The following is a 25,227-nucleotide window of genomic DNA, read 5'->3' as shown; positions in this document are numbered from 1 at the left end:
TTAAGAAATGCCCAAGGCTGCTGCTTCCTTGCGTAGCCGGTCAGCCTGATCGGGGTTAGCCGCAACCGAGTCCTTCAGCGCTTTACTGGCTTTGTCCGGCTCTCCCAAAGTCATCCGGCTGCGCATCAGCATAACCCAACCATCAGGGTTCTTGGGATTTGCCTTCAATTTACCTTCGAGGCTCTCAACCATTCCCACCGCCATATCGCGCTGTTCACCCGGCGCGATCGCGCTAGCAGCGGCGATCTGTTCTTTCGACGGGCCAGGAATCGCATTGCCTGCGGTTATCTCGGTCGCCTTCGGGCGATCTTTGGCCACTGCAGCTAGTTTGGCCTCGACCGAGATATTGTGAACCTTGCCGACCTGTTCGATTGTCTGGATCAAATTCCCTTCCCACGGGGCACCTGCGGGCGTATCCTTCAGCAATGCCAGCCAATCATCAATCGCGCCCTCATGATCGTCGGCTAAATCCTTCCGCACAGCCATAAAATAGCGCGCCCTAGCATCGGTCGGATCAAGCTCCAGCGCCTTTTCAAAAGCGCTGACCGCATCGCCTGGCATCTGCACCGCATCGCTCGCCAACAGCCGTGCCTCACCCATTGAGGACCACAGAACTGCGTTATCCCTGTCGCCTTCAATAGCTTGGCGATAGGCCTTCGCCGCCTCGTCATATTGCTCTGTTTCATAATAGGCGAAGCCAAGCTCCTGCCACGCGCCCGAATTCAGCGGGTCTGCTTCCGCCGCCGCCTTCAACGAATCTATGGTCGGCGGCCCCGCTGGTTGCGCGATTTCAGGTCCGCTAGCCTTGCTAGTTGATAGCACATTGTAACCGATAGCGCCGCCTGCGATCAGCACTGCGCCCAGCAGCACAGCCAGCCCCGCTCGTGATACTCCGTCAGTGGTTTCTTGCTCTTCGCTTTGATCGTTCATGCGGCGCACGCTATCAGTATGCGAATTGTCCGGCAATTGGGTCTAGTAGTTTGTCGCGATTTCCCTATTGTGGCGCCAGAACATAATTCATGTCGCGCAATCATCGGGGGGATGAATGCCGGATCAATACCGAGTAGCTATCGTAGGATCAGGGCCAGCCGGCCTTTCCGCTGCTGCGCACGCTGCCGCGCAGGGGATCAGCCACATCCTGATCGAGAAGACTGACCACCTGTCCGACACGATTTTCAAATACCAGAAGGGCAAGCACGTGATGGCTACGCCCAGCAATCTGGTGCTGCGCAGCGACATCGATTTCGAAGCGGGTAAGCGCGAGCATATTCTGGACACTTGGGACACCCAGATGGCCGAGTACAAAGTCAATGTGCGGCTAAATTCTGAAGTGACGGCGATCACCGGACAAACCGGCGATTTCACAATCGAATTAAAGGGCGGGGATACGATTCAAGCCGAAGCGGTGGTGATGGCCATCGGCACCCAAGGCAATCCCAACAAATTGCGCTGTCCGGGCGCCGATTTGCCGCTGATCCAGTATCAGCTCGACGATCCCGGTGAATATTTTGACGAACATATTACAGTCGTCGGCTCTGGTGACGCAGGCATTGAAAACGCGCTAGGGCTAGCAGCAGATCCGGCGCAGCGGAACATAGTCTCGATTCTGAACCGCAGCGCCGACTTTGCGCGTGCGAAACCGGCGAATGTCGCCTTGCTAGAGGAAGCCGAGCGCGACGGGCGCATTTCAGTCCGGCGCGAAACCACTCCGACGGAAGTGCGCGAAAATGAGCTGGTGCTTGAAACCCGCGACGGTGCCGAGACCATCCCTTGCGACCGGATTATCGCGAGGACCGGCTCACAGCCGCCACGCGGGTTCGTCGAAGGCTGCGGGATCGATTTTACCAGTGAGGAACGCGGCGCCTTCCCCAAACTGTCGCCCAGCTTTGAAACTACCAAGAACGGCATCCATGTCATCGGTGCCTTGGCGGGTTACCCGCTGATCAAGCATTGTATGAATCAAGGCTACGATGTGATCGAGTTCCTGATGGGAAATCACGAACTCAAACCCGCCGACGAGCCGATTCTAGCAGAAAAATTCGCAAGATTGCCGGGCAATCGTTCGGTTGATGAATGGCTTGAAGTGTTCCGCAATAACATCGTCATCCTGCGCGAATTATCGCCGCTACAAATGCGCGAGCTCATGCTCGACAGCGATGTGGACGCTTTTGGAACCGATGATGTAATCTTTGTCCGCAAGGACCCCGGATCTTCCATGTTTGCCATCGCTGAGGGATCCGTGCTGGTTGAAGTGAACCCTGAAGACAGTTCGATTACAGTGCCAATCGAGCAAGGGTCGATCTTTGGCGAGGTTGGCCTGATTTCCGGTCGTCGCCGGGGTTCGACCGTGCGCGCAGCAGAACCGACCGTTACGCTGGAATTATCGCGCAATGCGGCGCTGAAGCTGCTCGCCACCGCGCCATCGGCGGCACGGGCGGTAAACCGCATCACTATCGAGCGGCAATTACTGCAAATGTTCGGCTCAGGCCTGACCAAGGAGGATGTAGCCGAACTGGTCGAGGCTGCCGAACTGGTAAAAATTCGCGCCGGCCAGAATGTCGTCGAAGAAGGCGGAGACGACAAGGACATTTTCGTCATTCAGCAAGGCTCGATGATTGTCGAAAAGAGCCTTGGCGGCAAACCGATCTTTTTGTCGTATCTTCCCGCAGGTTCCTATTTCGGCGAAATGGCAGTTATCGACGGCAGTAAGCGGACGGCAACCGTGAAAGCCGCGATTAAATCTGAAGTTGTGCGCTTCCCTGGTGACGCATTCCTGCGTCTGATGGAGCGCAACCCAGCGCTGCGCGAGCGCGCACTGAATGACATGGCCGAACGCCGCAAGATTAACGCCTTCGTTGAGGAGCGTAAGGAAAGTTTCGGCAGTGCGGTCGATATGTATTCCGAAACTGCAAAATTCCTGATCGATAATGGCCTTGGTGAAGCGACCGACGTGCTGTTGATTGACGAGACTCTATGCGTCGGCTGCGACAATTGCGAGAAAGCCTGCGCGGATAGTCATGAAGGGCTCAGCCGCCTCGACCGGGAGGCCGGGCGGACCTATGCACATTTGCACGTGCCGACATCCTGCCGCCACTGCGAACACCCGCATTGCATGGCCGATTGCCCGCCCAACGCAATCAAACGCGGCGCGGATGGAGAAGTGTTTATCGATGACACTTGCATCGGTTGCGGCAATTGCCAACGCAACTGCCCCTATGGCGTAATCCGGATGGACCCCAAGCCGCCGAAGAAGCCTTCGCTGCTGTCATGGCTGCTATTCGGTGCTGGTCCCGGACCTGGCGAAGCAAGCTACAGCTGGCGCAAGAAAACCGCCGAGAAGAAGAACCTTGAGCAGGCGAAGCTCGCGATCAAATGCGATATGTGCGCCGGAATTGAAGGCGGCCCCGCTTGCGTGCGCGCCTGTCCTACTGGCGCTGCAATTCGTGTCGCGCCGGAGAAATTTCTGACCTTCACCAAATTGGTGGAGGACGTTGACTGATGGCATCTTCAGCCAAGAATGATGACGGTTCTAATTTTGCGCTCGCTGAAAAGCGCCGCGATACCGATCATGAAAGCTTCCTGTCGCACAAGCGCATGCGCTGGCTCAAAGTCTCCGCCACCTTGTGCCTGATCGTAATCGTTTCCTATTTTCTGGTCGATGTCGAACCGCGCCATAATGGCGGCACCTGGTATGGATATACGCTTGGCACAATCGGGGTATTGCTGATCTTGTGGCTGTCGCTGCTCGGCATCCGCAAACGTAATATGACGGCAGGCCGGTGGAGCCTGAAAGCGTGGACTAGCGCGCATGTGTATCTTGGACTTGCGTTGGTTGTTATCGGCACCATGCACACCGGCTTCCAACTGGGCTGGAATGTTCACACGCTGGCTTGGGCATTGATGATGCTGGTCATCGTGTCGGGAATTTACGGAATTTCGGTCTATGCCGCTTTGCCGCGTTCGCTCAGCACCAATGCGCGCGAAATGACACGCGGCCAAATGATCGAAGCGCTGGCGGCAATTGACCGGCAATTGGACAGCGCCGCGCAGCCTCTGGACCGGGAGGCGTCCGATTTGGTGATCAAGGCGCTAGGCCAAGACGTGTTCAAGGCAGGCACTCTTGCCCGCATGAGCGGCAATTATCCCCGCTGCGCCACCAATCGCGCGCTGAACAGCCTGCCCGAAAACTCTGGTGACGAAGATATTGATCGCGTGCTGGCCTTGCTTGGCCGTCGCAAGTCACAACTAAGCCAAATCCGCCGGCATATGCGCTACAAGGCGCTGCTCGAAATTTGGCTGTTCATCCATATTCCCGCAACAATAGCGCTGATCGCGGCCCTCGCCGCGCATATCATCAGCGTGTTCTATTACTGGTGAGGCGCGGATAATGACCTTCCTGATCCGCACAATCGACTTCACCTCCACCGGCCGCGAAATTGTCCGTGATCGGCAAATCGATAAAGACACGCTGACGATTGGCCGCGCATCTGAAAATGATGTTCATCTGGCAGATCTGGCGGTCGAGCAAAATCACGCCGTCGTCACTATCAAAACCGGCGGTAAAATATCGGTTGAGGCGGCAGGTTCGCTTGGCTTCACCCATGATGGCCGCACAACAAAATCCGCCAGTTTCCGTCCAAACGAGGGCGGTGAGCTTAGCTTTGGCAGCTTCCGTTTGGAATTTTCGCAAGACGGTGACGAACCGATTTCGATCACCATCAGCAAAACCGCAGATCACACTGAGGACACAGCCGAGGTCAAAGGCTTTGCACTGGCATCTGCTTTACCGAGCAAGCGGATTATGGCGTGGATCGGGCTTGCTGCAATCCTGATCGCGTTTCTGGCCATCCCGATTTACACCCACCTGAACCGCAGCAGCAATAATGATGGGGGCAATTCCGGCTATGCCGGTCCAGGCGAGACAATGATGGACGCCAGTTGGAGCACCGGATCGCTAAGTCAGGCGCACCACGGCCTCGAGGATAATTGCGAGGCATGCCATGTCGAACCGTTCCAGTCGGTACAGGATGCAACCTGCCTGACCTGCCATGAAAGCATTGGTGACCACGCTGCTATCCCTCGCCAGAATACCAGCCGCGGCCCGATGTCGAAAGGCGACGAATTCCTGTGGGCTGTTGCTGAGAAGTTCGGCAAAGAAGGCCCCGGTTCGTGCACCACTTGCCATAGCGAACATGAAGGTGCTGGCCGGATGGAGCCAACGGCGCAACAATTCTGTTCCGATTGTCACAACGGTATGGACGCGCGGCTGACTGATACCAAGCTGGAAAATGCCGCCGATTTTGGCACCGCCCATCCTCAGTTCAAAGCAGTCTTCCACCCGGAACTGGGCAGCGATAAAACACAACGCTTGTCGCTTGCTGACAATCCACGTGAACAGCACGGTCTGAAATTCCCGCATGATCTGCACCTTGAATCAGGCGGAGGTGTCGCGAAAATGGCCGGGAATATCGGGGCCAAGAATGGTTATGGCAGCAAGCTGGTCTGTTCGGATTGCCACACCCCGACAGCGGACAGGAACAGCTTCCTTCCCGTTAATATGGAAGAGAATTGTGAGAGCTGTCACAGCCTAGTCTATGACAAAGTCGGCTCCACTTTCCGCTCGCTACGGCACGGGAAAGTCGAGGAGATGCAAGCCGATCTGCGCGCCATGGACCGCGCCCCGCGCCGCGCGATCGTTACCGGCAGAAAACGCCCGGGTGAATTTGCTCGTGGCGGTCTCTATTACCAGAACTTCGGACGCCCTGCGCGGTCTTACATTGCGATCAACCGTGCGCTTTCCAGCGATGGCGTCTGCGGTGAATGTCACGTCCCGACGACTAAAAACGGCAAGCCAGACGTGATGCCTGTCCACCTTCGTGATAATTATTTGATGCACGGCTGGTTCGACCATAAATCGCACGAGCAGGAAGAATGCAGCACTTGCCACAAGGCTGGTACCTCCAGCACTTCGGAAGATTTGTTGCTACCGCCAATCGCCATCTGCCGCGATTGCCATTTGGGCGAGGATGCGAAACAAGCAGAGGTGCCATCTAGTTGCGCGATGTGCCATTCCTATCACCCGGCGACTGTCGCCACCAAACCCAAGGACTTGCCCGGAGAGAAGAAGACGGGCACACCGGACAAAGTCGCCATGATCAACCGGAAGCCAAAATGATTGGCCCGAAATGACTGACACAAAAATGGCGCATCTGGGCAAGTAAGGGGGAAGCAGGGCCGCATGCTGATAGCGCAGATGACCGATATCCATATCGGCTTCGATCCCGATGCCAAGCCGGAGGAGCTTAACCGTATCCGGTTCCGCGCCACTCTGGACCGGCTGCTTGGCGGCCCCAACCCCATCGATATGCTGGTGTTGACCGGCGATTTGACCGACCATGGCGATAAGGAAAGCTTCGAGAAAACTGCTGGCCTGCTCAAGAAATGCGAAGTGCCGATTTACTCGATACCGGGCAATCACGATACACGAGAGGGTCTCCTCCACGCTTTCCCCGACACACCGACACAGGACGGCTTCATCCAATATGCGGTCGAGCAAGATGGCCTGCGCATATTATTCCTCGATACGCTGGAGGTCGGCCGCCACGGCGGCGCCTTTTGTGAGGTCCGTTCCGCCTGGCTGAAGGCTGAACTGGCAGCGCATCCAGAGACGCCCACTCTGATATTCATGCATCATCCACCGGTTGTGTCCGGCATTGGCTGGATGGACCCGGGCAAGGACGAACCCTGGATGGTCCGTTTCGGTGACGCGATCGAGGGACACAGTCAGATCAGGGCGATCCATTGCGGCCATTTGCATCGCCCGATCACCACCACATTCCGCGGCATTCTGGTGAGCGTAACTCCATCCGTAGCGCCGCTGGTGGCGATGGATTTACGCCCGATTGATCCAGAAACACCCGACCACCGCGACCTGATCACTACCGAACCGCCAACCTATGCCATCCACCGCTGGGCGGATGACCAATTGCTGACGCATTTCGAAAAAGTCAGCGACTGGGTGGTGCTGGCACGGTATGATGCGGGCCTGCAGGGCATGATCCAAGGGATGTTTGCCGAGCGGGAATGAGTTCACGGCATTGGTGCCCAGCTCACCAATTCAGCGGGCTTGCCAAGCAGCGATCTCAGTCATCGGTCAGACAAACGAACAACATAGTGATCGCCGATGCCATTGCATACATGAAGGCACCGTTCATCGAGCCTGTTCCGACTTGGGTTTGCCACATTTGGAAGAAAGCCGCACCGAATGTCATGAAGAAACCGAACCACACCAGCAGCGCCAATCCGGCGGCGACAAGGCCTGCGTGCTTGGCAGCGTGAAATTCTTCTTTGGTTCCGCCGCGCGCTTTCAAAAGATCCCAGCCGCCCTTTATACCAAAGAACGCTACTGCAAATTCGCCTATCAAAACGAGCATAAGAGCCAAGCCGCTCAGCATTGGACTGTCGAGCTTGAAGAACAATGTATTGGGATAAACTTCGTGATCAGCGCCAGACAGCACATATCCAAGTGCCTGATGCGCAGCAGATAAATTCGCGAGATTCTGCAGCGCGTAAAACAGGGCGTGAAGCCCGATGAAAAGCACTAGCAATGACTTAATAATCCGAAGCATTTACCCCTCCTCCAAAGTATCTTTCCCATTCATCCCATCAATTTGGCCGCAAACTTCCACCTACCCATGCGCTCATGTCAGGCTCGTCGCTGACTTTCCACGGCACGCCTCCGCCCGTCAGGAACAATTTCTCCATTTCCTCGCGGGTGAAGGGGCGCGATCCGAGCCTGCCGAACACCGCCATCTGGCCTCCGGTTTCATCAACTGCACGGTCGCGGTCGAGGCCTTTGGATAGCGATATTGCCGGGCTCTTGGTCTTGGCCCAAGCGACCATTTCCGGCTTGGGCGCGGGGCTGAAGCCGTAGAAATTGGGCTGGCTGGACGGGCTGGTCAGTTGCAGCACTTTCATACCGTTCACCCCGTCCGCGACATAGGCGAACAACGATGCGTTGGTTGAAGCCACAATCACATCCTCAGCATCATTCAGAGTGCCGCCCAGCGTCTCTTTTTTGTAAATCTTGGGCGCGAGCGGACGGGTAATGTCGACAATTACCAAACCATCCTGCTTGGCCGCAACATAGGCGTATGTCCGTGCAAGATAGAGCCGTTGCGCATTGGCGAGCGGGATCGTGCCTTGCGGCATCGGCACCGGATTGCGCATATTGGTGACATCGAACAGCTTCACGCCATCAGCATCAGTAACCCACAAGTAGCGGAACTGGATCGCCGAGGCTCTCGCATCGGTTAACTCGCGCACCGCAACAACTTGCGGGTTCATTGGATCGGCAAGGTCCATCACAACAAGACCGCGATCGGCCGTAATGAAGGCAATTTCGCCAGCCAGATGGACGTGGCGCGCACCGTTAAGCACCCCGCCCTCGTTCCAGGCCGTGCTTCCGTTTGAGAATTTCGCACGGCTCAGCTTGTTATTGCGAAACTCGCCGTCAGCCATGGTATTGACGTTGACGAGGATCATCCCCTCCTCGCTATCGGTCACCACAGCATATTGATAGATCGGCAGGAATGGTTGCTCCTGATTGTCCTTGCGCATCTGTTCGGTGTTACGCAGCGGATTGATCGGCTGATTGGTCGCCAGCGCCATACAGGTCGCATTCTTCGAACCCACAATCGTATCTTGGCCGAGTGGGCTAAACGGCGCAGTGATAATCCGTTCCGAAATGCCCTTATTGGCAATCGAAGCGACATCATAAACGCGGAAGCCGCCCTTGCCGGCCGCGACAAACATGTACTCGCCGCGAAGCTGAAGGCAACCGACACGGTCGCTTGTCCCCTCATGAACATTGGCGAATTCTTCAAACGGTTTGGTCTCTCCCGACAGGTTCTCGTCAAACGCGTCGCCGCGAATCCAATCCTTCAATTCTCGGTCATTTTCCTCGACGAATTGTTTGTAATAATCGGGATAGGCGTATTTGTGCAGATAGGAACCGAGCACAGTTTGCGGCTCGTCCCACTCGGTCACACGCACCGCCTCGAACCCGCCTTCTAGTCCGGTCCAAGCATTGATCCCGACAAAGTTTACATAATTGGTCCCGAGCAACAGCAACTGGGACATAATCGCGTTATTGTCGTCAGCCTCAGACAGGTGGCAGTCGGAACAGGTCTTGGTTTCCGTCAGGCGCACCGTATGCGGAAAATGCGGTGCAAAGGCCTGACTGCTGAAGCCAATTGCGCTGACCGGTGGTTGCTGCGCATAAATCCGTTCGCGGTTGATGTTAGTCGATGACAGGACCAGCGCCGAAGTTGAACGAACCGGAGCAACCTGATTTCCCTTGGTCGTCTGGTGCTTGCCCAATTGGAACATCTGATCGCGCGCAACCTGCGGATTGTAAGTCGCGAAGTTGCGCGATTCCTTGTTTTCATAATGGTGATCAGCGGTTTTCCAGTTTGCCTCGATTGGCAAATGGCACCCGCCGCATGATGTTGTCCAACTGAGGTGGCAAGTGAAACAGGCCATCTCGCCATCTTCATGCGCACGGTCGCCCTGAGCAATACCAGTGCCGAATTCGAACCGGCCGCTTTCCGCACCTCCCCGCGCCATCAATTTTGCGCGGGCAGATTTGGCGTTGAAATGGGGTGAGTTTTTGTCGACGCTATCTTTGGTCAGGCTGACTTTCCATTCCAGTTCGGGATCGACAATCGACCTTTGAACAAGAGTCTTGCGGCCCATATTGTCATAGCTCCACTCGAAGCGGCGCTGGCCATCCGGGTTGCGAAGCAGCGACAGATTGTTGCCCTTGGGCGGCGCGGCAGGGCCACTGGTAAACAGTGTGGGATAGGCGTCGGCAGTGCCGTGACAGTCCTTGCAGCCGATCTCGATTGCATTGGCGACCTCACCGTAAATCAGCCCGTTGCCGTGGCTGTCTTGCGCAAAGTGGCAATCAGCGCATTGCATTCCAACTTCGGCGTGGATGTCCATCATATGGACCGCTTTGCCCGGATTGGTGCCCGGCTCGACAAATTTGCCTTCGCCTTCCTTACGGAATTTTTCGGGATCGTCATTATCGACAATATTGCCGTCTTTATCGAGCAGATTGCCTTCACGGTCGCGCTTGAAAATCGCGCGGAAATTCCACCCGTGGCCGTGATAATCGGCGAATTGCGTATCGGTCGCCTCTGAGTTCAGATCATAAACATTGCGCAGGAAATCAAGATCGCCCCACAGGCCCTTAGGTGAAGCGCCTTCTGGATTGCGCGCAAGCACTTCCAGAACTTCGGAAGCATTGGGATAGCGCTGCTTCAGATAGGTATCTTCATATTCCTGATCACTCATGCCCGGCGGGCGCGGCGTCTTGTTGTCCGGCCCCGGCCACATTAGCGGCGCGTCCGATTCATAATCCCACATCGTGTAGCCGAGATAGGAATTCAGGAAGATATTGGGCTGATGCATATGGCAATTCATGCATTGCGATGTCGGGATTGACCGCGTGAAGACGTGTTTGAGCGGATGCCCCTTTTCTTTCATCGGTGCGTCTTTGTCGTGCCCATCTTCAGCATGATCCCCCGGCTGTTTCAGGCCACCATGTCCGCTTGTTTTCTCGCCATGATTAGCCTGCTCATCATCATCATTGTGCCCATTACCGTGGCCACCGCCATACTTGGGTTCGAGCTTGTTCGCGATGGTCGGGTCGATCGTTTGCGTCTGACCATCTCGGCCAAATTTCGCATAGATGAGACTATGGCGCGGCTCGCGGTCATTGGCATAGACCACATGGCAGGCGGCGCAGCCCGAATGGCGGTAATCGCCCGGCTGGTCATTGGTTCCCATGAACCACATAAACGGATCATTGAGACGGGTTTTGTGAATGTTGAGCGCGGGAATAGCGACACGAAGACCGGTCGCCGGTCCGCGATTCGATTGCTTGATATCGGGGCGGCCCGGTTCCTCCAAACGCTGGATCGAGCCGGTCGGGCTTGGCAATCCGATTTCAGGGAATTGGGTGTTAATCGTCCGTCCGCCGCGTTCAAACACGCGGAACACATCGCCCGGCGGGATAACCTGCCAAGACGGTAGCGGATAGAGCGCCGCCAAGGCCCCACGCGCTTTCTGTCTTTCAGTTACGGTGCCCGGAGGCGATCCCGGACTAAGCAGTTTTGCGGGCAATCCGTCGCGGGTGAAGGCTTCTCCCAGCGCGTAATTCTTATACGGTAAAATACCGTTATTATAGGCCGCCCCGCCCCACAGCATTGCGCCGGTCGCCATCAGCGAACGCTCGCCTGCCTCGATCACCGGCATATGACACGCGCCGCAACTTTCGCGCGCGACGCGGTAATCGCTCGGGTTCACAAAACGGACGAATTCGGGCGATTCCTTGTTCAGCAAGCCATAGGTACGCTTCGGATTTGCCGAAGAAGGATAATGCCAGCTTTCGGGATATTTAGGCAGCACATGGGCAAGCTCGCGCGCTTTCACATAAAGCGGATCATCATGCTCCAGCTTGCTGTTGCCCATGATGGCCGCATTGCCACCGTGGCAATCAACGCAGCCAAGCTCTACCGCAGGCGTAGCGTGCATGCTTGGCGCGTCGGTTTTAACGTGGCAGCTGTAACAGCCGTCAGACTTCGCGGCGACCGCTGCCAAACGCTCTTCGATCGTAATGCCAGGTTGGCGTGCCGGTGCAGGTTCTTTCCAAATTTGCGAATAATCGCGCTTTACCGGTTTCTCGCCTGATGCGGCGTTGGTCTGTCCGCCTAGAACCATGGCGACTGCCGCGCATAGCAGCGCCACGACAAAGGCGAGTGTTTTTAGATCGAGCGTAGGGCGAGAAATACGCATCAGTAGGTCAAAATCAGATTTGCGAGCACGGAGTAATATGTCCCGGTATTGCCCAGATTGTCGAACAAATCGTCAAAGCCTTTTCCCGAAAGCAGGGCTGCTCCCGAAAGGCGGAAGACAATGTTTTGCGTCGCCTTGGGCCGCCAAATGGCTGCCGCAGACAGGTCCCAGCCGATTTCCTTAGGTATGCTGCCCTCGTTTCTAAGAGCCCCCAAAGTTGCGGTATTTTCAAACCACAAATGGTTGGCGTTGGTGGACAGCCGGAATTCGGGCGTCAGGTCGAAATCGGCACCGGCGCCAAGCAGCATCAGGCCGGGATTATTGAAATTGGACTGACCCTGCTCTTTTGAGGGACGCAGAGAATTGAGCAGGCCGTTGCGATTGTTGACCGAAACATTCCGCCCTCCCCCGGCAAACGGAATCGTCTGGCGTATCCAGTAAGACGTATCTGCCCCTGCAAATATCGGGTTTTCAAACACCGCGTCATAGCCTGTTTCGACATCATCATAGGGGTCGCCATCACCGCTGGCATAGGCGCCTGACAGGCGGAAGCGCATCCAGTCCCGGTCATAACTTAATTCGGTTGCCGCAAAGAAGGCGCGAATGTCCGCTGGCCGGTCAGTGAAGAAGCTGTTCCGGTCTTCGCCGAACGCGCCATAGGCGCTGGCGGTGATATTGATCCGGCCAACCCGTCCGTCCGCATTATAGCCGAGATAGAATACGTCATAATCACGCCCGCGTAGTGTGCCGAGCAAGGCCGGGCGAACCGGAAAACCATTATCGTCGACCTTTGTATCATTGCCCTCGCGATTGCGGTTATAAGCAAAGGTAATCTGGCTGGTCAGCGCAGGGATAAGGAAATCCTGGCGGTATGCATTGGCGATCAGAAAGAAATCGTCACGCGGTGACTGCGTGATCGCATTCAGCCCGCTGTTGGTGTCTTTCTCCAGCCGCCAGAATGCCGCGAGATTGAACTGTACGCGGTTGTTATCGCGGTTGCCGAACAGACGCACGCCCAGCTGGTTATCGTTGAACAGAAACCCGCGGAAATCGGCCTGAAACGGCTGAATCCCGGCACGGATCGAGATGAAATCGAACCGGTCTGTATCATATTCGCTGAAATGATAATCAACAAACGCCTCTTGAAGCCCAAGGAAATGGTCGAGCCGGTGCGTCGGTTTGGTTGGTTCGACAAACAGCACCCGGCGTTCGGGCACATCGACATAGTTTACATTGAGCGCGAGCGTGACACGATATTCGATGGTCGGAGGGACAAATGCCGTGTTACCCTTCAGTAGCGCTGCCCCTGCGATGAATGTCTGCGACAGCACCAGACTGGATTCATTTCCGAAAACGTCGAGCCGGTCAGGATCCTGTGTGGTTTGCACCCCCACCGGAATCGGGAAGGTGCGCGGTTCGATCACCGTATCACTGATAACATTGCCAACGAAAAACCAGTCATTGCCCTTTATCGGCAGCCACGGAACTTTGGCGCGGTTAATCGGCCGGTCACCCTTATAGGTGTTCTGATTATACGGGTCGCGCCAGTTCTCCTTCACCAGCCCGAGTGACTGAATTAACCTCCACCGATCTGGAATAGGCAATTGGTCTGTCGGGAAAGCCTCCGGCGGCGGGGCACGGAAAGCGCCTTCATTTTCCTGAGTGATACGGTCCGGTAATTCCCCCGTAATCCCTGGTCTGCGGCGTCCGTCAATTGACTCATTGTCAACCGCAGGCGGTTCACCCGGCTCGGCCTCGATTGCATCAGGCGATTGGGTCGGTTCCGGTGGAGATTCCACTTCAGTTGGCGGAGTTTCGCCGGGACGCTGCCGCTTTTCCGACGGCTGGACTTGCAAGATTGCAGCATCGAATGAGCGGGCAAAACTATCGCCAGCGTTTACCTGTTTAGGCGGCTCGCCCGCTTGTAAAATCAAAGGAAGGATGAATGCAACGCTCACTAAAGGCCCTCGCAAACATTCTGTTCAGCCGTGTCAAGGAATGGTGCGAAGGGGCAACTGACGTAACGCAAGCGGACCGTGCGATTGCCCACTGCCACCTCGATCCGGTCCGCCCTGATGTCCTTCGGTGCATTACCCAGACTGCCAAGCCGGATGCCCGCATTGTGCAAGCCGAGGAAACTGACCATGTCATCCTGATCAATCCCGTCACCCGACACGCCAATGCCGCCGATCAGCTGGTTGCCGCGGTAGATCGGTACAGAGCCGGGAAAAATCTGGATGCCATTGGCGATCCGCTTATTCCCGCTAGGTGACGCCGGGATGTTCGTGCATCCAGGAGCGGGGTCGGCATTCATTCCAAGCACAAAGCGTAGGTGATTTACGATGTCTCCCGCGATCAAATCGGTCTGCAAACCGACTGCGAACGGGCTGAATTGGGAAGATTGCTGCACGGATAATGGACCTGGCGGCGTATTTAGCTGACCATCAGGGAAATAGGGGCGCGACAGGTTTCCGCCCGACCTATCGGCAAAGGCGAAATTACCCGTAAGCGCATCGGGGTCATTCAGAAAAGTCCGAACGCGCGAAACATAAGGTGCCGCCGCTGGTGTCGCGAGCAATTGCTGGCTCGCGACAGGATTGGAAAACAGGGCCGCCGTCCGCGCCTTTTGCAGCGAAACATCGGTTCCGAAAATCGGGCCGTCAGGCGAGCGCACAAGCCCCAGCACCTGCCCATGTGTATCGACCAGGCTGACGGAAGCTTGCATCCGGCTATCTACCGGACGGCGGATTTGCGCACGTGAACGGGAGAGAACAGCAAATGCCTCTTCCAAAATCGCCCGAACTTCGTCGGCCGTCAGCGGCTGGCCGACACTCGCCGCATCGGTGCCTGCTCGGATTGGGAATCGGCTATTGCCAGCACCATCGGTCAGCACATAGGCGTCCGCATTGGAAAATTCGGCGGTTGTGCTGCGGCGGATGCCCGATTGCTCTGTGCCGTAAGCTGCACCAGGCTGGATCACAGCGGCATTATATCCGGTCACCCCAATCAGCATTCCGGCAGGCCCGTTGACCGCGCCAAAGCTAGTCTGGATCGGCGACAGGTCGCCAATGGTCATGTCGCTAAAACGCAGCGTAGTGCCATCGACGGGAATACGGTCGGCAGTAATCTCTATTGGCGGCGCAAAGCCCTGAATTCCGGCGAGCGCAATCGCCTCTTCATCATCGAGATCTATGTCGAGAATATTATTGTCGGCACCATAATCGCGGTCACCAGCGATGCCGATTCCGCCAACCACCACGCCGTTCTTATACAGCGGAAATCCACCCGGATCGGCTGCGAGGCCGATTGGCGAGCGCTTCGGCCCAATCAAAGCGTTGGAACCCGCTCCGCCCGTGAAGCGTGCGTTGAGATCCGAACAAGGCAGCTGGCTGAATTGCACACCGAACAACGGCCCGCTTTCGAGACCCTTCGTGGTGGGTGCAGGCGGAAAATGTTCCTGGACGATCTGGCTGGCGGTACGGGTTGAGAAAGCGTTGCCGCCGCTCGACAAATAGGCTCCGGTAATGGCTTTAGCGATGGCCACTGTCGTTGAGGGAATCTCTCGTCCCTGCAACCCGATTTCCTGGCCTACCGCCGCTTCGCCGCCGATGGTCTTACGGCTGACGAAAGTCGTCTTGGGCGCGCCGTTCATTTCAAACACGGCGAGCACATTGCCCACACGGTCGGTTACAGCAATAGTCGATGCAAGGCCCCTCGCTTGCGCTTCACCAACTGCTTGCGCCAGCACCAATTGCACATCTGCGACTGACAGCGATGCCATAACCGGATCGGCAAACAGGCGTCCCGCAGGTGGCGGAGTTGGCGTAGGCAGCGGGCCACCGCCGGTTGGTGGCGGGGCAGAACTGTCACCCCCGCCACACGCCGCAAGCGACAATGCTGCGGCCATACAAAGAGCATTTCCAATCCGACGCGCCATCACCGCAATACCCCGATTGCGCGGGTCGCTTGGCCGAGCGCCGCGCGGAACGCGGCAGGCTGGTAAACCTCAGGGCTGCGCACAGCAGAATAAGCGCGGTTGATGTTGGCCCGGATCCCCGCTGCCGCGCCGACTGTAATGCGGCCTTCGCGAACCATCGCATTGAGCAGCGTGTCAACCGCCATCACTGCTTGCGCAGAGCCAGCATAATCGGTGAAGCGCGGGTTGGTTGCTGTGTCTGAAATCATCTGAACGACCGAGAATGCATCATTTCCTGAATAGGCCCTGCCCGCCAGCGCCGCCGAAAGTGCCGAGGCTTCGCCACGGAGCTTCTGCGCAGCAGCCGTTGCCTGACTGCGCCCTTCGCCCATTGCGCGGTGGAAATTCTTGCTAGCGCTGTCGAATGCCGCAGCCCGGCCCGGCGCAAAAGTCCTCGCCACAGCCGAAAGCATGATGATATTTTCGTCATTATAGGGTGCCATGCCGAATGGAATGGGGCGCCCCGGATTGGTTTCGAAAGTCAATTGGCGCTGCGGCCCATCCTTGATTTGGCGATGACAGCTGTGACAATCATAAAAGTAATATTCGGGAAACACGCCCATCGTGCCAAATCCCGGTCGTGAGAACAGGTCAGTCGACCGTGCAACCGCCTCTGCCTGACCAACCGCCCACAGGCGGACGCTGTCAGTCCTCCCCTTACGCGCGGCATAATCGCCATCTTCGTCATGATGCTGCTGCAAGGCAGAAAACAGGTCGAGTTCGAAAGCAACACGAGGGTGACCGGCAGCCATCATCGAATGCGTAACGAACTGGTTTCCATCGGCGCTGCCATAATGGCAATCGAGGCAGACCTTAGCCCGAACCTGCGGGTTTTCGAGCGGTGTCAGGCCGAGCGACACATTCGATGCATGTGTGCCCGGCACGCCGTAATGCGATGACAGCCAGCGCGAGGACGGCCCGTGGCAGCTTTCGCAGCCAACACCGTCAGCGGTCAGGAAACGTGCCCCTTGCCGTGATTTGGGAACATAAGTCGCGTGGCACCCGAGGCAGGCCTGCGCCGATGTCGCGGAACCAAGGCCAAGGCTCGCAGCAATTTGGCGTCCACGCGGGGACGCGAGCGCGGCAAAGGCTCTGCTATGCGCACCTGTTGATGATGACGGTTCCTGCCAGCTGGCAATTTCATCTTGGCGGACAACTTCTCCATTACCCTCGGCCCGGCCATGGCAGGTTGAGCCTGCACAGGTCGCAACGCCTTCATAAGTGGCACCGCCAGCTTGCGCCTGCGCGTCACTTGCATGAAAACTGCCCGTAAGAAATGCCGCCGCCGCCAATAATGGCGCGGCAAGCAGCAATAGTGCCTTCGCCCGGATTCGTATCACGAACCACCCCCCTCAAAAAAGCAACCTACGGCTTCCGGCCCATCCTGCAAGGGGGCAATGCATGACAATTCCGCACAATCGGTGCCAAACGGCATAGATATTGCCCTTTTCAGACCCCGAAAGTGATGGATCCGACAGCCAAGCTGACGCATTTTGCGATTGCCTCCCCAACTCGCGCCTCCATCAAACGAAGACAGCAAGGATGCCCCGAAGGGCGATCAAACCTCGTGAACGCTACGCCTTTTTGGCGCTTAAGCGATCATGCGACCCGGTTTGGCAAATTGCCGTAAGTCAGTTTTGCGTCACATCATCTTGGTGGCAAGCAATTCCAACTGACTTGTGCACCCTTTTTCGATCAGCGCCGTAGCAAGGTCTTCAGGGTTATCGGGAACTGCATCCAGCGCGGCAAATGTAATGGTCACTGGCTCAACGTTGCCAGGGCCAGAAATCGTATAGGGCGAATTCTCTGACAAAGGCATGCGCGCCGCATCCCAATCAGCAATCATTGTCTTTTCAGCGAAGGTGACATGTAAATGCTCGGCCGAATTGCTGTTAGCCACAACGTAGGTCGCCTCCAGTTCCCGTTCCGGACGCCACATCCGAACTGCCGAGAAATCAGCCACGCACACTGGGCCCGATTCCGTAACATCAACATACCAAAGGTTTGAGCGAACCGAAGAAAGCGGACCTGTTCCTGTGCGGGCCGCCCCTGTTCGAACGCGCGAATTTGAACGTTGCTTGGTCAAGGCCGCGAATGTCGAGCGCTTGCTTACTCCGCGTTCCGCAACCCGATGGGTGCCTGCGCCTCTAATTTCCCGCGTTCCGCCATTCGCCATGATCGTGACGGAATCGCCTGCTTTCAGGGTAATCCGGCCACTATCGTCGATCTTTTTCCCGACCGGGTATTGCGACGCGGAAGGCCCGCTTGATTTTATCACCACACCCGCATTCGCAGCAGCCGATGCCGCCATAGCGATCGCGGCGCATGCCAGAGCGCCCGACTTCATGGCAGACTTTATTGGCATAATTGATTTACCCGAGAACATAGGCTCTCTCCTCATTCAAATTCTTCATACGGTGTAGCAGATTAACCAGCGCTGTGTCATCTGGATGGCTACGGACAATTTGTTCTACCACTTCAAGCGCCTCAGTATTGTTCGATTGCGACAATATCATCGCCTGATGCAATTTCTTTCGGTCCTCCTCAGGAAAATCCGGCGCTGGCTCCAGGATATCAACCGGCTTGGCTCTTCCGCGTAGAACCACACGGCCCATCGGGCGCCACCAGTTAAGTCCGGATTTCTCCGCGAATTCGCGGCTCGCCATTACGCTGGATTCGAGCGCTTTGTTCGCCGCTTCCAACCGTGCCGCAGTGTTCATACTATCACCAAGCGCAGTATATTGGATCCGCGTCTCGCCGCCAAAATTGCCCACCACCGCTTCTCCGTAATGCAAGCCTACGCGAGTTTTGCCTATCTTGGGCAGTGCCGAATCCATTTTGGCGACTTCTTCGCGAAATGCCTCACCTGCCTGCCAGATGGCATATCCTGCCCTTGCCGCACGCTCTGCATCGCCAGGCTTCGCAATCGGTGCGCCCCAAAACGCCACCACTGCGTCGCCAACAAATTTGTCAATAACGCCGCCATGATCAAGGACCACCTGGCTGAGCATTTCCAAATACCGATTGAGCAATTTCGCAACCATTTCCGGCGAAACCGCGTGGCTCATCTTGGTGAACCCCTCCAAATCACTGAACAGCACAAAGATCGATTTTTTCTCGCCATGCAATGCAAGCAGATTGGGATTGTCGATAATCTCCTGGGCCATTTCGCGCGGCAGATACTTCCCCAATGCACCTTGCGCGAATTGGCGCTGTTGTGCGGTCGAGGCGCGCGCCGCCGATGTGATTGCAGTGAAGGCCACAATCCAGGCAAGAATCCATCCAAACGCTGGCAATTCATAAGTATCAATTCCGCGAAAATGCATCAGCAGTGGCACGCCAAGGAAAATCGCGAATTGGGCCAGCATCAATGGATAGACCCGCCAGCTCTTCCATTCGAGCAGTCCAGTCAATGCGGCCGATACAATCACCAGCAGGGCAAGCGCCCACAGCGTTATCGGCAACGGCTTCGGCATCGCCTCCCCGTCAAGCATTTGCGCCATCATCTCTGCATGGACTTGCAACCCCGGCGGTTCTTCTGCTGTCCATTGCGTGAGCGAGGTCGGTACGCGGTCAAAATCGACCAGATCGGCACCGATCAAAATATATTTTCCAGCTACACCTGCGGCCAATTCGTCGGCAACCCCCGGTATAGCTAGCAATTCGTCGTTCGCGAAAGTCCCGATGGGGATCTTGGCAAAGAGCGGCTCGGCAACCTTTTTCGCCTCTGCGCCGCCATCGCCGCTGTACAAACCCAGACGGTACCGGATGGAGCCCGTGTATCCGGGGAGTGACGGGTCGCCTTTTCCAGCAGCTTCAATCATCGACCGGGTCAGCGTGTCTGGCAGCCGCTCATCAATCGCAGGGAAAATTCGTGTTACCGAACGGTCATTGTTCAGCTGGATACTTGCGGCGCGCGCGTTGCTTCCGGCCAACTGTCTCTGAAACGTATCTAGATAGAGCTGCTGGTCATAAACAAGATCATCCTCATTGATCTCCATATCCACATAAGCGACCGAAACCGGTGTCTTCATCGCGCGCAGGGTTTCCAGCAATTCTTCGTCTTCATCCTGCGGCTGATCGAACAGGATATCGATCCCGATCGCTTTTGCCCCCATGCCGTCAAGGTTACGCAAAGCCCGCAGCAACACCCCACGATCAAGCGGAGAACGTTTTCTTGCCTCAATCAGTGTTTGCTCGTCATAGACGACCAACGCGATCCGGTCGTCTTGCTCGACCCGCAACTCGTTAGCGACAGCGAAAGCGCGGAAATCATACAATCCAGCCTCGGCATTGCCGACAAACGGGAGCCCCCAGCTAAACCTTGCCAGCAAAACGGCCAATAATAGCAACAAGCCGGTTATCGCCAGACGTTGCGGCCCAGCCTCACGGACATTGCGCCAGCCGCGCCGGATAAAGTTGAGTGATGCCGCAGCGGCCATCGCATATTCCCCCTTCACAAAGGAAAGACGCAAAGGGCCACCCCGGTCAAGAGGCTTACCGGATTTTGCGCCTATTCGGGATCGACATAGGCGAGTACCGGTTTGCGCGCGGCCAGCGTTTCATCAAGCCTACTGCGCGGTGCATAATGCGGGGCGGTCTTGAGCAATTCATCACCTGCTTTCGCCCGCTCTGCCACGCTACGGAAGGCTGTGATGAACTGATCGATGGTCGCCTTGCTTTCTGTCTCGGTTGGTTCGACCAGCATCGCGCCGTGGACCACCAGCGGGAAATACATCGTCATCGGATGATAGCCCTCGTCAATTAGTCCCTTGGCAAGATCAATCGTGGAAAGTCCCTCGGCAAAGCCCTTATCGCCGAACAAAGCCTCATGCATACACGGTCCGCTGTGAGCATAGGGTGCGTGCAGCACATCTTCCATCGAACGGAGGATGTAATTGGCATTCAGCACTGCGTCCTCGGAAACTTGCTTCAGCCCGTCGGCACCGTGGCTAAGCATATATGTCAAAGCGCGGGTATACATGCCCATCTGGCCGTGGAAAGCAGTCATCCGCCCGAACGCTTTGGTGTGACCGAATTCTGACGCGGTTTCTTCTTCGACCAGATGAATGACGCCATCGTCGGTGCGTGCGGTGAACGGCAGCGGCCCGAAGGGGCTAAGCGCCTCTGACAGAACCACAGGACCGCTGCCCGGTCCGCCGCCGCCATGCGGGGTGGAAAAGGTTTTGTGCAAATTGATGTGCATAGCATCAACGCCGAGATCGCCGGGTCGAACGCGCCCGACAATCGCATTGAAATTGGCCCCGTCGCAATAAACAAACCCGCCAGCGGCATGGACCGCATCGGAGATTTCACGAAGATCAGGCTCGAACAATCCGCAAGTGTTTGGATTTGTAATCATCACCGCTGCCACATCGGGGCCAAGCCGCGCCTTGAGCGCTTCCAGATCAACCCGCCCGTCCGAATTGGCAGGAATGTCTTCCACCGCATAACCGGCGAAGGCAGCCGTTGCAGGATTGGTGCCATGCGCGCTCTCGGGAACAAGCACGACTTTGCGCGCATCGCCGCGCGCTTCCAATGCAGCTCGAATACACAAAATGCCGCACAATTCGCCGTGCGCGCCCGCCTTCGGGCTCATCGCAACGCCGTGCATTCCGGTCAGTGTAATCAGCCAATGGGCAAGCTCATTGATAACGCCCAATGCGCCTTGCACAGTATCAACCGGTTGAAGCGGATGGACGTCTGCAAAGCCGGGCATCCGCGCAACTTTTTCATTAAGGCGTGGATTGTGCTTCATGGTGCACGAACCGAGCGGGAAGAAGCCGAGATCAATACCGTAATTCTGGCGGCTCAGCCGCGTGTAATGGCGCACAGTTTCAGGTTCCGACAAACCGGGCAGGCCGATCTCAGCATCGCGCCTCATGCCGCCAAGCTTATTAGGCGCAGAGTCATCCACTTCAGGCAGATCGACGCCGGTTGTGTCGGGCGTGCCAATCTCGAAGATCAACTTTTCTTCGAGCATCAGCGCTTTGTTACCGGTGGTGGTTGGCGGTCCGCCAAATTTGCCTTCGCTGCCAGCAGGAGCTGTCGGCTTCCAACCGCTTTTGTTCGGAGCGTTCATGACAATTTCTCCTTGAGAGCAGCACAAAGGGTTTCGATGTCCTCCTCGCTCGTCGTTTCGGTCACCGCGACCAGCAAGCCACGCGTAAATTCCTCAACATCGGGATAGAGCCGGGCGAGTGAGACGCCCGCGAGGATATTGTCCTCGGCCAGATCGCGGACAATCTGCCGCGCATCGCCATCGACCAAAATGGTGAATTCGTTGAAAAAGCTGTGATTGAGCACAGTCACACCGGGAACCGCAGCAAGCTTCTCTGCCGCGATACATGCCAGCCGGTGATTTTCCGCGGCCAGTTGCCGCAGGCCTTTTTCGCCAAGCAAAGTCATGTGAACCGTGAAGGCGAGAGCGCACAGACCGGAATTGGTGCATATGTTGCTGGTCGCTTTTTCCCGCCGGATATGTTGTTCGCGAGTGGAAAGCGTCAGTACGAAACCACGTCTGCCATCAGCATCGACAGTTTCTCCGCACAGGCGGCCCGGCATCTGCCGAACGTGCTTCTTGTCGCGAACCGCAAACAGCCCGAGATAAGGTCCGCCAAATTGCAATCCGACACCCAGCGCCTGACCTTCGCCAACAACGATATCTGCGCCCAGCTCTCCCGGCGATTTGATCGCGCCGAGCGCAACTGGCTCGGTATTGACCGCAATCAGTAGCGCACCCACAGCATGCGCCGCAGCAGCGATTTCTTCCAGGTCGGGCAAGCGGCCCAGAATATCGGGATATTGTACCACTACGCAGGACGTGTCTGCATCAATCCGCGAGATTAGCCCGGCATTGTCAGGATCGGCCTGAATAGACGGCTGGGCAGCAGCGATTGTGTCGCCGGTGAATTTGGCCATCGTTTTTACGACTTCGGTATAATGCGGATGCAGCGCGCCTGACAGCACAGCCTTGCTCCGCTTGGTCACGCGTCCGGCCATCGCCACCGCTTCCCAGCACGCGGTCGAGCCATCATACATCGAAGCATTGGCAACCACGCAACCATAGAGCCGTGCGACCTGACTTTGAAATTCGAACAGCATCTGCAACGTACCCTGCGCGATTTCCGGCTGATACGGAGTGTAGGCCGTTAGAAACTCGCCGCGCTGGATGATCGTATCAACGCTGGCCGGAACATGGTGGCGATAGGCCCCAGCGCCGAGGAAAAACGCAGCATCCGCCGCGGCAAGGTTCTTCTTGGACAGCCCGCGCATATGCTTCTCGACTGCCATTTCGCTCGCATGCATCGGCAGATCACGGATCGGCCCATCGAGCCGCGCAATCTCTGGCACATCGGAGAATAACGCATCAACATTCGGCGCGCCGATAACATCAAGCATTGCTGAACGATCGCTATCAGTCAGGGGTAAGTAACGCATTTTCTCAACTTTCGTCATCCCAGCGAATGCTGGGATCGCTCTTTTCTTAGCCGGATATCACACGAAACCGATCCCAGCCCTTGCCGGGATAACGGCGTCGATTACAATTCAGCGACAAACGCCTCGTAAGCCTTGGCATCCATCAGGCCTTCCAGCTCTGACTTGTCGCCAATGGTCATCTTGAAGAACCAGCCATCTTCCTCAGGTGAGGTGTTGACCAACGCAGGATCTTCCTCGAGCGCGGGATTACCTTCCATCACTTCGCCGGTGATTGGCGCATAGACGTCGCTCGCCGCTTTGACCGATTCAACGACTGCAGCATCGCCGCCCTTGTCAATCATCGCCCCAACATCAGGCAGTTCGACGAAGACAATATCGCCCAATTGTTCCTGCGCGTAATCGGTAATGCCGACTGTGGCGGTGTCGCCTTCAACGTCGATCCACTCATGCTCATCGGTAAAATAGCGGGCCATCAGGTCATTCTCCTCGGTAGTAATTCTGGGGCACGAAAGGCATTGGCACGACCGCTGCATCGAGCCGTTTGTTCCGTACTTCAATCTGTAAAGCGGTGCCGGGTTTGGCGTAATCTGCCATGACATAGGCCATCGCAATCGGGTAACCGAGCGTGGGCGAAAAACCGCCGCTGGTGACGCGGCCAATTTCGGTGTCGCCGCTGAAAACCAGCGCGCCCTCGCGTGCTGGCATACGTCCTTCGACTTTCAATCCAACCCGTTTGGTCGGTGCGCCGTCAGCCAGCATTCGGGCACATGTTTCATGCCCCATCCAGCCGCCTGTTTCACGGCGGCTTTTGGTCAAAGCGAACAGAAGTCCCGCAGACACCGGGTCAGTGTTCACATCCAGATCATGCCCGTAAAGCGGCAAGCCTGCTTCCAACCGCAAACTGTCGCGGGCGCCAAGTCCAGCAGGCTGCACCCGATCATCAGCAACCAGCGCGTCGGCGAATGCTTCTACCTGTTCCGCGCCGATAGATACCTCGAAACCGTCTTCGCCGGTATAGCCAGCGCGGCTGACCCAGACGAACGCGCCCTTCCACTCAAACGCTCCTGCAGTCATGAATGTCAGCGCGCCAGTGCCAGGAATAATCGCCTCGAGCACTTCGCCAGCCTTCGGACCTTGCAGAGCAACCAATGCTTGGTCGGCATGATGCGTCAGCGTGATATTATCGGGCAGATGCTCGTGAAGATGAGCGATGTCATCCCATTTCACCGCGCCATTGACGACAATGCCCAAACCATGGCCTGTGTTGGTCACAATCAGATCATCAAGGATACCGCCGTTTTCATCAAGCAGCAGAGAATAGCGCATTTTGCCCGGCTTGAGCGCGGAAATATCGCCCGGCAGCAAAGCTTCGAGCGCTTCTGCGGCGCCCTCACCCTCTAGTGATAGCTGGCCCATATGGCTAACATCAAAAAGACTGGCGGAGTTTCGTGTCCATTCATGCTCGGCCACGATGCCCCCGTATGGACCAGCGTATTGGATCGGCATTTGGTAGCCGGCGAACTCAACCATCCGAGCGCCTTGCGCGCGGTGCCACGCGTCAAGCGGCAGCACTTGCTCCTCCGGCATATCGTCCGGGTGGGTGTCTTCGATATCCAGAATCTCGTCGCTCATCACAGTCCCCGATCAGAATAGGATACAAACAGGCAAAGCGCCCGCTTGCACACCCCCTCTGTCGGGAAGACCTGAGAGTTTTTACCTGCCAGTCCCTCCTTGAAAGGAACGTGGCAAGCTTACCCCTTCGGTGGCCGCTCTTTCGAGAAGCGCTTTCCAGAGTGTCTGCCGTTGCGCGGTCCCTGATACCTGAGAGTTTCCGGGGCGGTTGCTCCTTCGGTGCCGCAGGTCACCTGCCAAAAATTGACTGGTGCCCATGGTCTCTCCCGCGCATCGGCCAAAGAATCACTTCCTTGGCGACGGATATTTCACTGCGC

The 25,227-nt window shown here is 56.7% G+C and carries 16 protein-coding genes and 1 riboswitch; of the genes, 4 read left to right on the top strand and 12 right to left on the bottom strand.

Annotation, left to right across the window (positions count from 1 at the left end; genetic code table 11):
- Positions 1 to 930, bottom strand: a complete 930-nt coding sequence (locus GRI36_RS04735) for a tetratricopeptide repeat protein (protein ID WP_235902164.1) — start codon at positions 928 to 930, stop codon at positions 1 to 3.
- A 115-nt stretch (positions 931 to 1,045) separates the two neighbouring features.
- Here GRI36_RS04735 and GRI36_RS04730 point away from each other — a divergent pair, with 115 nt between their 5' ends.
- From GRI36_RS04730 to GRI36_RS04715, 4 genes are all read left to right on the top strand, one after another.
- Complete coding sequence (locus tag GRI36_RS04730) at positions 1,046 to 3,499, top strand: NAD(P)-binding domain-containing protein (RefSeq protein WP_160597410.1); 2,454 nt, start codon at positions 1,046 to 1,048, stop codon at positions 3,497 to 3,499.
- Positions 3,499 to 4,377, top strand: coding sequence for a hypothetical protein (locus tag GRI36_RS04725; RefSeq protein ID WP_160597409.1), 879 nt, complete (start codon positions 3,499 to 3,501; stop codon positions 4,375 to 4,377). The genes GRI36_RS04730 and GRI36_RS04725 overlap by 1 nt, the downstream gene beginning before the upstream one ends.
- Positions 4,378 to 4,387: 10 nt before the next feature.
- Entirely contained in the window at positions 4,388 to 6,175 is a 1,788-nt protein-coding gene (locus GRI36_RS04720; RefSeq protein ID WP_160597408.1) for a cytochrome c3 family protein, read from the top strand.
- Positions 6,176 to 6,238: 63 nt separating this feature from the next.
- The gene (locus GRI36_RS04715) at positions 6,239 to 7,087 is read left to right on the top strand and encodes a phosphodiesterase (protein ID WP_160597407.1); all 849 of its coding nucleotides are present in this window, start codon (positions 6,239 to 6,241) and stop codon (positions 7,085 to 7,087) included.
- A 55-nt stretch (positions 7,088 to 7,142) separates the two neighbouring features.
- On the opposite strand, the gene GRI36_RS04710 is transcribed toward GRI36_RS04715, so the two are convergent.
- The 11 genes from GRI36_RS04710 to gcvT all read right to left on the bottom strand — a co-directional run bounded on the left by GRI36_RS04710 (position 7,143) and on the right by gcvT (position 24,910).
- Positions 7,143 to 7,628 (bottom strand): DUF2165 family protein, encoded by a 486-nt coding sequence (locus tag GRI36_RS04710; RefSeq protein WP_160597406.1) that lies wholly within the window; start codon positions 7,626 to 7,628, stop codon positions 7,143 to 7,145.
- A 37-nt stretch (positions 7,629 to 7,665) separates the two neighbouring features.
- Positions 7,666 to 11,862 carry an LVIVD repeat-containing protein gene (locus GRI36_RS04705; protein WP_407985661.1) on the bottom strand — a complete coding sequence of 1,399 codons (4,197 nt, stop codon included), beginning with the start codon at positions 11,860 to 11,862 and terminating at the stop codon, positions 7,666 to 7,668.
- Positions 11,862 to 13,718 carry a hypothetical protein gene (locus GRI36_RS04700; RefSeq protein WP_235902372.1) on the bottom strand — a complete coding sequence of 619 codons (1,857 nt, stop codon included), beginning with the start codon at positions 13,716 to 13,718 and terminating at the stop codon, positions 11,862 to 11,864. The genes GRI36_RS04705 and GRI36_RS04700 overlap by 1 nt, the downstream gene beginning before the upstream one ends.
- 101 nt (positions 13,719 to 13,819) lie before the next feature.
- The gene (locus GRI36_RS04695) at positions 13,820 to 15,799 is read right to left on the bottom strand and encodes a GlcG/HbpS family heme-binding protein (protein ID WP_160597405.1); all 1,980 of its coding nucleotides are present in this window, start codon (positions 15,797 to 15,799) and stop codon (positions 13,820 to 13,822) included.
- Complete coding sequence (locus GRI36_RS04690) at positions 15,799 to 17,178, bottom strand: multiheme c-type cytochrome (RefSeq protein WP_328598353.1); 1,380 nt, start codon at positions 17,176 to 17,178, stop codon at positions 15,799 to 15,801. Before GRI36_RS04690 ends, GRI36_RS04695 begins: the two co-directional genes overlap by 1 nt.
- A 302-nt stretch (positions 17,179 to 17,480) precedes the next feature.
- Positions 17,481 to 18,224, bottom strand: a complete 744-nt coding sequence (locus GRI36_RS04685; RefSeq protein WP_160597404.1) for a hypothetical protein — start codon at positions 18,222 to 18,224, stop codon at positions 17,481 to 17,483.
- Complete coding sequence (locus GRI36_RS04680) at positions 18,211 to 20,280, bottom strand: adenylate/guanylate cyclase domain-containing protein (RefSeq protein ID WP_160597403.1); 2,070 nt, start codon at positions 20,278 to 20,280, stop codon at positions 18,211 to 18,213. Before GRI36_RS04680 ends, GRI36_RS04685 begins: the two co-directional genes overlap by 14 nt.
- 71 nt (positions 20,281 to 20,351) lie before the next feature.
- The gene (gene gcvPB / locus GRI36_RS04675) at positions 20,352 to 21,920 is read right to left on the bottom strand and encodes an aminomethyl-transferring glycine dehydrogenase subunit GcvPB (RefSeq protein ID WP_160597402.1); all 1,569 of its coding nucleotides are present in this window, start codon (positions 21,918 to 21,920) and stop codon (positions 20,352 to 20,354) included.
- The gene (gene gcvPA, locus GRI36_RS04670; protein ID WP_160597401.1) at positions 21,917 to 23,278 is read right to left on the bottom strand and encodes an aminomethyl-transferring glycine dehydrogenase subunit GcvPA; all 1,362 of its coding nucleotides are present in this window, start codon (positions 23,276 to 23,278) and stop codon (positions 21,917 to 21,919) included. The genes gcvPB and gcvPA overlap by 4 nt, the downstream gene beginning before the upstream one ends.
- A 101-nt stretch (positions 23,279 to 23,379) precedes the next feature.
- Positions 23,380 to 23,751, bottom strand: coding sequence for a glycine cleavage system protein GcvH (gcvH, locus tag GRI36_RS04665; protein WP_160597400.1), 372 nt, complete (start codon positions 23,749 to 23,751; stop codon positions 23,380 to 23,382).
- A gap of 4 nt (positions 23,752 to 23,755) precedes the next feature.
- Positions 23,756 to 24,910, bottom strand: coding sequence for a glycine cleavage system aminomethyltransferase GcvT (gene gcvT, locus GRI36_RS04660; protein ID WP_160597399.1), 1,155 nt, complete (start codon positions 24,908 to 24,910; stop codon positions 23,756 to 23,758).
- Positions 24,911 to 25,076: 166 nt separating this feature from the next.
- Positions 25,077 to 25,189, bottom strand: a riboswitch (glycine riboswitch).
- Positions 25,190 to 25,227: the final 38 nt, after the last annotated feature.

This window comes from Pontixanthobacter gangjinensis, from assembly GCF_009827545.1.
Classification (GTDB): domain Bacteria; phylum Pseudomonadota; class Alphaproteobacteria; order Sphingomonadales; family Sphingomonadaceae; genus Pontixanthobacter; species Pontixanthobacter gangjinensis.
Note: the sequence above shows the minus strand (reverse complement) of the source record. Positions and strands in the feature narration are given on the sequence as shown.